This window comes from Edaphobacter sp. HDX4 (genome assembly GCF_036877565.1).
Taxonomy (GTDB): Bacteria; Acidobacteriota; Terriglobia; order Terriglobales; family Acidobacteriaceae; genus Edaphobacter.
In genome coordinates this window covers 424,060-435,784 of sequence record NZ_JAEDXW010000002.1, presented here as the reverse complement: position 1 = coordinate 435,784, position 11,725 = coordinate 424,060, and the positions used below count along the sequence as shown (strand labels likewise).

The window sequence follows — 11,725 nt, the reverse complement described above, 5'->3', positions numbered from 1 at the left end:
CAGCTGCAAGATATAGCTCCTTATTTCGCCTTTGCACTGGAGAGAAGGTGGCGATCGAAAAAGTCCGCTTCGGCCTGATAGGCCTTCAACCAGTGACGATGCAAAAGAAATCCGTGAATCTCATCGGGGAATACCATCTCCTCAAACGGGACGCCCTGTCTCTGTAGCGCTCTAGCGAGAGATACCGTCTGCGAGAAGGGAACGTTGCGATCATCGTCGCCCTGGATCAGCAGAACGGGCGAGCGCCAGGTGGAGAGATATGCCATCGGCGATGACTCCCACGCAGTCTTTGCTCTCTGCGCGTCCACCTCGGGGTCGTGTGTCGAATGCCAGCTTGATGGAAGCAGCCATTGATGGACGCCATGCATATCCACGCCAGCGGCGAAGATATCCGAGGAGCGTGCGAGAGCCAGAGCGGTTAGAAAACCTCCGTAGCTTCCGCCCCATACTCCGATGCGAGCCGGGTCTACATCGGCGCGGGCCTGCAGATATTTGCCTGATCCCAGGATGTCGTTGAACTCACTGGCTCCATCTCTCCCGTAATGCAGTGCCTCTCGAAAATCGAGGCCGTACCCGATACCACTTCGATAGTTGACTGAAAGGACAATGTAACCACGGCTGGCGAGGTACTGATTCATCGCGTACGCGTTGGAATAGTAGCCCATCGTGTGAAAGCCGAGCATCATCTGCCGTCGCGAACCTCCGTGAAAGAAGACAAGTGCCGGATGCCGTCTACCGTCTTCCGTGTTGGGAGGAAGAAAAAGCTGACCATCGATTTGAAGACCGTCAGCAGCCGGAAAGATCACCTGCTGTGGTTTTACAAAGTGTGAGCCGGCGTAATCGACTGGAATGATCTGAGGAGCGAGGTCTTCAAGAGAGCCGTTCTTTCCGACCAGAGCAGGACGGAGAGGCGTATGTTCGTCCGAACGCAGCACAACGATCTGCTGACCGTTGCTGACGGGTGAGACCTCGATGCCTGTTCCGTGAGTAATGACCTTGGGGCTTCCTCCGGAGACAGGCACTGTCCAGATATGCCGGCGGTCGACATCCTGCTGGTTCGAGGAATAGAGAATGTTCTTTTTGTCGACAGAGCTGACATCCTGAACTTCGAAGTCACCCGGAGTAAGAAGACGCGCTTCTCCTCCGGACGTGGACACGGAGTACAGATGTTGCCAGCCGTCGCGCTCCCAGGGGAAGACCAGATGATCGTCCGCACACCAGAGAAGTTGGACGCCATGCAGTTCGTGGAAGGCGCTTCCTCGTCCCTGGGCGGCGGTCCAAATCGAATGGCCTTTGCCCGTAGAGGCGTCCGCGATGATTAGAGACCAGGGTGAGGCGGTGCGATGGTTGGCAGCTGCTGGCTGAGGTTCGCCTGGTTCGCGGATGAAGGCGACGCTGCGGCTATCGGGTGACCATGTGGGCGCCTGATCGTTCCCGGTACTTGGGTCGAGATACGCAAGCGTCTTCGCGTGCAGATCATAGACGCCGATGAAGGCATGATCTCCACGGTCACTTACGAATGCGACGGCGTGACCATCAGGAGCCCAGGTTAGTTCGGAGATTTCACCGCGCGTATGCAGGAGCAAAGACGGCTTCTCTGTAGTTTTCGATAGTCCGACGGTCCAGATCTGATCATGGTTGATGTAGACGAGTTGATCGCCGCGGCTTGAGATTGCCGGGTCGCGACCTTCTGCCAGCTTACGGGGTTCACCGCCATGGAATGCAATCGACCAGATAGTCTGTGTGACCCCATCGGGATTGAGCGCGGGATTGGGATCAGATGTACCCGGGAACTCAAAGTCTCCACTGCGGACGTAGATGAGATTTTGCGCATCGGGAGTCCACTCGATCTCGTCGATCTCCTGCCCGTCGTCCTCAAGGTAGGCCGTGAGTCGTTTCGACTGGTATTTGCCGCTTGAGTCAGGCTCTGCGACCCAGAGATTTCGTTTGCCCTGTTCATTTTCGACCCACACGAACCGGTTGAGGTGGGGAGCCGGGCTGAGATTGGAGGCAAAGGGAGCGCTGAGAGCCTGCTCGAGTGTAAAGCTGCCGGTTTGGGCTGCAAGGCTCAACGGCAACATAAGAGCTACCGCAGAGATAACGATCCGATCTGCCTTCATTCTTTACTTATTCCTTCTATCAAGAATCAGTCTGATACCACTTGCATCCATGTCTTTTGCGGGTCTGCTCATTGAGACGGCTGAACGATTCATTCCGTCTCAAATTGCCCACGTGCGTTGTGATCAAGGTCGAGAAGCGCGATAGGAGCGACCTGGCTTGCAACGAACGAGAGGCTGTTGTCCGGCAGATCATCAGATTATTCGTCCGGTAGTCATGAGAAGCTTGGAGGTAAACCGGAGCATGCCGAGTGATCGATACACTCCGGTTCATCTCTTCACATTGTGCTTCCACAGTTGCATTGCGGTCAGGATGGTCAAGTCAGGGACGTTCGGCTTCGTAGCCCCCTCATTGGGTTCTCCCGTGATACTGGTTCGGCGCACCAGGAGTTGGAACGTTGTCGGAAACCTGCGCTCCACTGGAATGCGTCCGGGTCAGTGGAGCGGTGAGACTGATCCCGCTGCCCGAAATCTGCGCCCCCGTCGCGTGCGCATGGGTGAGTGGCGCGGCGACCGTGATGGTGTTGGTGCCGCGGGACCTGATCGAGGAGACAACGGCCGTTTCGGAGTCTGCTCCATCGTCGATCGTGATTGTTTGCCCTTTGCTAAACCCGGTCACGTTTGCGACAGGCAGAACAGTTTCTCCCACGGCAGTGGAAGTACGTGCCGTGGTGGCACCCGCTGTGCCAACCGTAGCGATCACGGCGGTCTGAAGGTTCGCACTAGGATCAATAAGGATTGTCTGGCCAGGAAGGAAGCCTTCCACGCTGGATACCTTGATGTTGGTCGCACCGGCGGGCGAAGTGGCCGACAAAGTGGCAACGGCCTGCGTCACAAAGTCGGCACAGTTGCTGCCGGAATCAGCGCCGTCGGGGAACCGTCCTGTGCTCGTATTAGTGGCGATCGGGGTCACAACTGTTGACCACGGGTCGAACTCTGAGCCGGGTGCGGGGGCGTAGCAGCCGCTTAGCCGTGCTCCTGACGCGGATTGATCGCCTTCGGCAGCCCATGGGTCAACAAGGCCGCCGTAGTTCAGGCTGTCGGCAACCACTCCCGAGGCGTCCCGCAACACCAGGCTACCTTCTTCGACGGTGATGGTATGGCCGAATTTCGGAGACCTGGTGGTCAATTCCGGTCCTCCGTACCACTGGTTGGGCACCGGCGTGCCTTGATACCCCGCAGTCTTGACGGCAGCATCGCGGACAGCGGCGTAAATCGCGTGGTCGTTGGAGAGGGGGCTGTCGAGTCCTATGCCGGTCCCAAGCGCCTGGACCGGCTCGTTGCTCGAATGGGCGAAGGCTGTGGCCGGCTGGAAGCTGATCCCTGTTCCGCGATCGCTGAACGGGAGGTTGGCCGCGTGATCGAACCGTAGGGGAGCTGCCAGATCCAGCCCGGTGCCCGGAGATACTACCCACTCATCGGCCACGTGCGGCCTTGCGAGAGCGGGGGTAAAGTCGATGGTGACACCGTCCGGTCCCTGGCTGTCCACCGCGGTAACGGCGACGGTTTCCTGGCTCGCAGGGGTACCGACCGTGATCTTGTCACCTACAGCCAATCCCTCCGCCCGACGCACGTTGATCCGAGTCGTTCCGGCGCTCGCAGGGGCTGAGAGATTGGTCTTACTTGCTGCCGTGCCGACATGAGCCACAGTAACGGTTTCGATGCCATGGCCAACGCTGTCGATATCCAACCTGATCTTGTCACCGGCGGAGATATCGGCGAGTGGTGTCACTTTGATGTTGGTGGCTCCGGCAAGCGCCTCCATCGCCAGATAACCTTGTGTGCCCGGCTTGCCGACCGCAGTTACCGTGGCTACCTCGTACTGCTCCACAGTGTTTGCAACGATTGGATACGTAGAGCCATAGCCAAGCGCAATCTTCTGGCCAACAACGAAGCCGGATACGCTCTCAACAGGCACATTAATCGACCCCGCGGGAATTGTAATCACCGGTCCCTCAGGAAGAGGTTGCCACAGCGTCGTGTGGTTGGTGGCAGCCGTCCCCAGGTTCGCGATCTTGCGCGTCTCCATGCTGGAGCCGGTATCGATAGTGATCGTATCGCCGATCGACATCCCATCCGTATTCCTGACATGGAGGATGCTGTCGCCCGTGCGCGCGGGGACCGCCAGCCCGGAGTTCGAGAGACCGATCAGGTAGAAGCCTCCGGCCGCAAGCTTTGTTTCAGCCGGGATCTTTATCGCCGAGAAGATAGCCTGATGGGTTGGGTGTTCGGTCAACGTCCAGTTGGAGATATCGATGCTTTGGGAACCCGCATTGTAGAGCTCGATAAATGAATTCGTTGGATTGCCAGGAGCGCCTGAACTGACTCGAAATTCGTTGATCTTGACTGGATGAGCATTGCGAATCTTCAGAACTGCCGTCTCAACTTGCTTTTTGCCCCCGGTCGAGTTCGTCCACGCTGCATTAGCGACGAGATCGCCATTGAAGACTACTGAGCCGGAAGTGACTTTGAACGTCGCGCTCACGCCCGCACCCGGTGCGACCTGCTGAGCGAACACCTTCGAGGTGTCGGTCGTGCCTGAAACGACAGAGGCCCACTGCTTGCCGGGTACGGCGAGGCTCAACGAAAGGCCGGCTACAGGCGCTCCCGTCGTATTCGTAAATGTCACTGTCATATCCCGCGAAGACCCAGGAGTGAACGTCTGGACCCCGGCGGGCGTTGCTGCTGAGGCCGCAGGCGCTAAGCTGAGTGGCGCCACGTTGTATCTGGCAGCCACAATGTTGGCTTGGACAAGTTGATCGGTTGCGTTCGTCGGAAATGTACCGCCGGCAGTCATCGCTCCTTCATAGAACGTTCCTTGCGAGCCATCACTGTTGTCGCCGCCGTTTCCCAACAGAATGGCCCCCTGCTTGCGCATCGGGTCATAAGTAGGATTCACGCGCTGTCCATCGAACATGACCGTGAGAGCGCCCTTTTGCGCGTCACCGCCCATGGACGCCCAATGGTGCGGTTCTCCCTTGCCGATTGCTGTCACGAAACGCCAGGGGATGCTGGGCAGGTTTGGACACCCTTTGGAACCATCCTCGTTGACGCAACCGACAAGATTGTTCTCCTGATCGGTCATGATCCACGGACCGTTACCATTGCCGCTATACCACGGCGTGGCGTTACCGAAGTAGAGGGTCTCCATGGTGCCGTTGTCATCATCACGGCTGTCGATCTCGGCATTGCCGTAGTCGAAACAGCAACCGGAGTTGAAATGCTTGCCGTTGACCACCCAGTATTGGCCCTCGCCCTGGTCGTCCACTGCGGTGCCTTTGGCATCATTATGGCGAAGCCCCATGCCTGGTTCGATGAACGCGCCGTAGACCTTGTGTCCCATGATCGTAACCGGCGCCATGTCGGCGATCGGAAGATTGTTGAAGCCTCCAAGGGCCGGGCCGCTGAACCCCCCACGAGGAGCCTGGGTGAGATCGTTATGCTTAGGAGATTGGTCGTAGATGATGCTGATCCAGCAATAAGTGCCGGCACAGAACTTATCCTGCGCGACTGCGTCGGCGTATCCGCCCGGATCCGGGATCGGCGTAGTAGTAGGCTGGACTACTCCAATGTCGAGGGTCTTGCCGTCCGATTGGCGTACAACCTGGTACAAGGGGCCGTTATAAGCCGCATACAAAGCGCGCGTCGTGCTATGTGCGGCGACACAGGGGGCACCGGCAGCCGCGTAGATGTCGCACGGTCTTTGCGACCCGCGTGGAGGAACGCTGTGTCCCGCCGGAGCCTGTTGGGCCGTCATGAAGGCGGAGCCGCCCACTGCAACGACGAGTGCGAGCATAAACGCGGAACCGATTCTTGTTTTCATTCCTATCCTGTCTGCGGAGAGAATTCCCTTGAGCGTTCTGAAGAGACGGAGTCTTCCCTCGGCTTTGCGGCCCAGTTTCTTTGAATTTTCTGTCGGGAATACGTATACCACTTGATCCCGATGATCCCGAATCCGCTCCATCTGCTCCCATCGGTAGATGGTGAATCTGCTGGGAACCCTGTTCTACTCCCGAGCGAGCTTTTTTAACGCTTGCTGATGCGCACGGAACAATCGGCAACCCTCATCTATTTCCAATAGTTCCTAATTCTGGGGGCAACACGAATCTTTGAGGATCTGACGGGCGAGACGCAGCAGCTACTTCGAGCTTCCGCTCACGGTGATGAGACGCAGATAGTCGAAGGTGCCCGAACCCTGAGGCTTCACGCCCTGGATACGTTTTGAGTGGACAACCTCATTATTCGGATACCACAGGGGAATTCCGGGAAGATCGACGGCAAGAATCTTCTGGACCTCGACGTAATCTGCCCGTCGCCTGGCTTGATCGGTCTCACCGGCCGCCGCCTCCAGAAGAGAATCGATCCTGGGATTGGAATACCGCCCGCGGTTCGCTCCCCGGGGCGGGAAGGCGTTCGATCCATACGTATAGCGAAAGATATCGGGGTCTTCGTTCGACCCGATCCAGCGCAGAGCGTACATCTGGAACGCTCCGCGAGTTACGTCGGAGTAGAAGGTTCCGAACTCCGCCGCGCGAAGATCGAGCTGGATTCCGGCAGCCCGCAGCTGCTGCTGCAGGACAGCGGCCATCAGCCGCGTGGTCTCATCCGTCGAAGTTTTGAGGGTCACATGCAGGCGTATTCCGTCAGTTCCAGCTGGGAAACCTGCCTCATCCAGCAGCTTCTCCGCACGCTTGACGTCATGCGGGTACTGCGTCATCTCTTCCGGAGCCGCTGCTGCCCAATGACCCGCCGGCAACATCGTCTCGGCGAGACGAGCCTGTCCACGCCAGATAGCATCCACGATCGCCTGTCGGTCCATCGCGCAGGCGATCGCCTGCCGGACTCGCCGGTCGCGCAGCACCGGGTCACGAACATTGAAGTTCGTGTAGATGACCACCGAACTCGGTCCCGACTCGATCCCGACGTTCGGGGCCTTTTGGAGCGTGTGGAGCATGTCGAAGGTCAGTACATTGCTCGCAAGATCGGCCGAGCCCTTGCGCAGTTCCAGTGCGCTGGTAATCGCGTCCGGCACAACGGTGAAGCGCACCCCTTTGATCTTTGGTGCGCCGGCCCAGTAATCCGGATTGCGCGTAACGATGACCTCTTTGTCCTGTACTGCACTGACAAATTTGAAAGGACCTGAGCCAATGGGATGCAGGCCGAAGTCGCGCCCTGCACCACGCGGAACGACACCAAAGAGGCCATCGCTCATGTTGAAGAGTAGACCGGCGTCAGGATGCTTCAGGTGCAGCACCAAAGTGAGTCTGTCAGGAACCTCGACTCGTTGCACCGAGGCGAACGCACCTGCCTTGGCCGTGATGAGCGTTCCGTCGATCATGCTGCGGACCGTCCAGGCCACATCTTCAGCCTCGAGAGGACGACCATCGTGAAAACGCACCCCGTCACGAAGATGAATCACAAGCGTCAGCGGATCCGTCTGCTCCCATCGCGTTGCGAGCCACGGCTTGAGATTGTAGTGCTCGTCCTTCTTGACCAGGGCATCGAAGATCACGCCACCGACCCGCTCCGACTGGGCATCCGTGCCTTGCCGTAGATCAAGATTGTTGGGGCTGCTCTCGATGATCATCACGACTGTTCCTGGGTCAGTCGGCCTTCCGTGACAGCCAGCCAGCAGAATCGCTGTCAGTAGGAGGGAGAACCAGCGACAGCGACTTTGAAGCAGCCGGATCAGGCCAACCTGAACGATTTTGGCAAGAGTCATGCCCGCGTTATCCTGCCGAGAATGACGGAACGTGCGGCACCGGTCGCACTTGGAACATTTCCCGACAGACCGTGCCAGGTGAGCCAGGCGAGAAGGGCGAACGCTACCGCCTCCTTGGCCTGTGTCGGAATTCCGAACTCGTCGGTCGAGCGCACTTTCACACCTAGCGGTTCCAGCCCGTCGCGGAGCATCGCCATCAGGGAAGGATTGCGTACGCCACCCCCGCCCACGACGTATTCCACATGCCGCGCCAAGGGAGCCTTCTGCCCGAGGTGCGACCAGACGAACTTCTGGTAAGCATCGAGAATCGATCTTGCCGTTAATGCCGTCGCTGTCGCGACGATATCTTCATCGCGCGCCTTCAATCTGCGGGACACAGAGATAAAACGCTCAACGAAGGCTTCGCCGAAATCTTCGCGTCCACAACTCTTTGGCGGCAGGGTAGAGAAGTACGGGTCGGCGAGGAAACGCTCCAGGACCTTTGGATAAACGATCCCCCGTCTGGCAACCGCTCCATTTCGATCGAAGGGCTTATTGAAGAGTCGGGCCATGCAGGCGTCGATCACCATGTTGGACGGCCCGGAGTCGAACGCGAGCACGTCGTCGGTTGTGGCTCCGGCAGGAATAGCCGTCATGTTCGCGATTCCCCCAAGATTCTGCAGGACCCGGCTTATCTTTTCAGAGCGAAACAGAACGTAATCGAGCATGGGAACCAGCGGAGCGCCTTGTCCGCCGGCCGCGAGATCGGCAGGCCGGAAGTCGCTGACTACAGGTATGGAGAGCTTTTCCGCGATAACGGAGGCTTCGCCGATCTGCCAGGTGCAACGCGTCTCGCTGCCCAAGTATTTAGAAGCAACGCCCTGGTGATAGATCGTCTGCCCGTGACTTCCTACGAGGTCGACCCTAGTGCCATATAGCCGGGCGGTGTTCTGGACAGCCTCCGCGTATAGTTCGCCTAAACGCCAGTGAAGGCGGGACAGATCTGCGACGGGCATCGATTTTGCGTCCATCGCTGCCAGCACGATCTGACGTACTGCTTGGGGATACGGGAATTCGGAAGCTCCAATCAGTTTGACGCGGGGCTTTCCCGCTGCTGACGGCCCTATGCTGCAGAGAGCGACGTCCATACCGTCTGCGGAGGTTCCGCTCATGATCCCGGCGACGATCATCTTTTTCGGCTTCATCAACCCTTGAGCTCCCGCTGCAACTCAGCCAATAGATTGAGCGCCTCGCGTGGAGTGAGACCGTCGATATCTACCTCTGCGACACGATCGACGATCCGCTGCGAGAGCGGTGTAAACATGGTCATCTGCATCGAAGGCGCGGGATCGCTCACCGCGTCCCGAACCTGCTGGCTCTCAGCGCGCTCATGCAGCTTCAGTACCTCGCGGGCGCGGGCAATGACAAGCGAGGGAAGTCCGGCGAGCCTGGCGACCTCGATTCCATAGCTCTTGCTTGCGGGGCCAGACTCGACGGCGTGGAGGAAGACGATTCCTCCCGCAGTCTCTTTCACCGTCACGCGCAGATTCAAGAGCCTCTCGAGCCGGTCGGCAAGTAAGGTGAGCTCGTGATAGTGGGTTGCGAACAGCGTACGGGCGCCAAGACGGTCGTGCAGATATTCAACCGTGGCCCAGGCTAGAGAGAGGCCGTCGTACGTTGCGGTTCCACGTCCCATCTCATCCAGCAATACCAGAGATCGGTTGGTTGCTGAGTTAAGGATCGCCGCAGTCTCGGTCATCTCAACCATGAAGGTGGAGCGTCCGCGTGCGACGTTATCGCTGGCCCCGATGCGTGTGTAGATGCGGTCGACCAGTCCAAGCCGCATCTGCTCGGCGGGCACAAAACAGCCGCACTGCGCCATGATCACAAGCAGAGCCGTTTGCCTGAGATAGGTGCTCTTACCACCCATATTCGGCCCGGTGATCAACAGGATGGAAGGTCCGGAATCGGCGTCCAGGTGGACGGAGTTGGGGACGAATCTGCCGCCGCCAGACTCCTCCAGGCGTCGTTCGACGACGGGATGGCGCGCAGCGATGAATTCCAGCAGACCACTGGAGTCGATGGATGGGCGAGTCCAGCCTCGAAGAGCAGCGAGGTGCGCGAAGCACCCAAGCAGATCGATCTCCGCGACCCGACGTGCTGTCTCGCGGATTCTTCCGGCAGCATCCAGGATCTGCCGCCGCACCTGGGCGAAGATTCGCCGTTCTATATCGCCTGAGCGGTCCTGAGCGGTGAGGATCTTCGTCTCATATTCTTTCAGCTCGGGGGTTGTGAACCGTTCGGCGTTGACCAGGGTCTGCTTCCGTTCATAATCCGCTGGAACAGACTTGCTGTTGGCTTTTGTCACTTCAATGTAGTAGCCGAAGACATTGTTGAATCGAACTTTCAACGATGCGATGCCGGTGCGCTGACGCTCTCGTTCTTCGATCGCGGCAAGCGCCTGGCGACCGCTGCGACTGAGTTCACGTAGCTCGTCCAGCTCTGCGTCGACGCCAGTCCGGATAACCCCTCCGTCCGAGAGCGATACCGGGGGATCTTCCGCGATCGTTCTGTCCACGAGATCTTGAACATCTTCAAGCGCATCGAAGTCTGCAGCCAAAGAGGCCCACTTTGTGGCCTTGAACTGCCGGGCAGCGTTCAAGAGGGACGGCAGACAGCGCAGAGTCGCAGCCAGGGAGACGACCTCTCTGGGACCAGCTGAGTCGAGCGCCACCCGGCCGAGTAGCCGTTCAAGATCGAGCAGACCGCTCATCGCCTGCCGCAGGTCCTCACGCAGACGAAGGTTGGCTGTCGCTTCGGCAACGGCATCCAGACGTGCTTCGATTTGGGTGAGATCGCTGGACGGCCGGAGAAGTGTCGAGCGCAGAAGGCGTTTGCCCATCGGTGTACAGCAAGCGTCGAGGGTATAGAAGAGAGTTGTCTGCTGGCTCTCTCCGGAGAACAGCGGCTCCACCAGCTCCAGATTGCGCACACTGACTGCGTCCAGCTCGAGGCAGGAAGAACGCTCGTAAAAACGGAGACCGTTCACATGCTCCAGGTCGCCCTGTTTGGTCGCGCGCATGTAATGAAGGAGGGCGCCTGCGGCAATTGCTGCCTGCTCGTGGCCGCCAAGTCCAAGCCCGTCGAGCGAGTGCACGCGGAAGTGGCTGCGGATAAGCGGAAGGGCGTGGTCCGCGGTGAACACCCAGCTTTCAAGCGGGGTCTTGGTCTGAACCGCATCCAGCGCAGCGGAATCCTCCCGGATGGCCTCGCCGGTGAGGTCTATCCCTCCAAACAGTCCTGAGCCATAGAGCAGCTCAATCGGCTTGACCCGGCCAAGTTCATCCACCGTCTGGAGCCATGCCGTGGGACCGCTAAATTCGGTCGCCCGAAACTCCCCCGTAGAGAGATCGAGGAGAGCAAGGCCGCATACCTGCGCTTTCTGGATCCCGTTGACGACCACACTCGCGAGATAGTTGCTCTGTTCGGCGCCCAGGGTAAGGTCGAGGGCGGTTCCAGGAGTCAGAACGCGTGTCACCTCGCGGCGAACGACTCCCTTTGCCTGTTTGGGGTCTTCCATCTGCTCGCAGATGGCCACCCGATAGCCCTTGCGCAGGAGCCGGTGAAGATAGGTTTCGGCGGCGTGGTAGGGAACGCCGCACATGGGAACGCTCCTGGCTTTATCCCGCGCGGTCAGTGTCAGTTGAAGCTCGCGAGCGGCGAGGACGGCATCTTCGTAGAAGAGCTCGTAGAAATCGCCCATGCGGAAGAAAAGGAGTGTATCGGGGTAAGACTCTTTGGCGCTGCGATATTGCCGCATGGCGGGGGAGAGCGCCGCCATGTCTCCGCTCAATATCTGTGATGACGTTTCCTGTGCCATTCGCCGAATGGTCAGGATACCGCACCG

The 11,725-nt window shown here is 58.9% G+C and carries 5 protein-coding genes; all 5 read right to left on the bottom strand.

All coding sequences use genetic code 11. The features are described 5' to 3' along the window. Positions 1–20: 20 nt before the first annotated feature. Positions 21–2,120, bottom strand: a complete 2,100-nt coding sequence (locus JAO29_RS04205; protein ID WP_334266923.1) for a S9 family peptidase — start codon at positions 2,118–2,120, stop codon at positions 21–23. A 346-nt stretch (positions 2,121–2,466) separates the two neighbouring features. Next, complete coding sequence (locus JAO29_RS04200) at positions 2,467–5,940, bottom strand: arabinofuranosidase catalytic domain-containing protein (protein ID WP_334266921.1); 3,474 nt, start codon at positions 5,938–5,940, stop codon at positions 2,467–2,469. A gap of 315 nt (positions 5,941–6,255) precedes the next feature. Continuing rightward, a complete protein-coding gene (locus tag JAO29_RS04195) occupies positions 6,256–7,839 on the bottom strand; it encodes an ABC transporter substrate-binding protein (protein WP_334266920.1) in 1,584 nt (527 codons plus the stop codon). Next, positions 7,836–9,023, bottom strand: coding sequence for an anhydro-N-acetylmuramic acid kinase (locus tag JAO29_RS04190; protein WP_334266919.1), 1,188 nt, complete (start codon positions 9,021–9,023; stop codon positions 7,836–7,838). Before JAO29_RS04190 ends, JAO29_RS04195 begins: the two co-directional genes overlap by 4 nt. Next, positions 9,023–11,659, bottom strand: a complete 2,637-nt coding sequence (gene mutS, locus JAO29_RS04185; RefSeq protein ID WP_334266918.1) for a DNA mismatch repair protein MutS — start codon at positions 11,657–11,659, stop codon at positions 9,023–9,025. The genes JAO29_RS04190 and mutS overlap by 1 nt, the downstream gene beginning before the upstream one ends. Positions 11,660–11,725 lie beyond the last annotated feature (66 nt).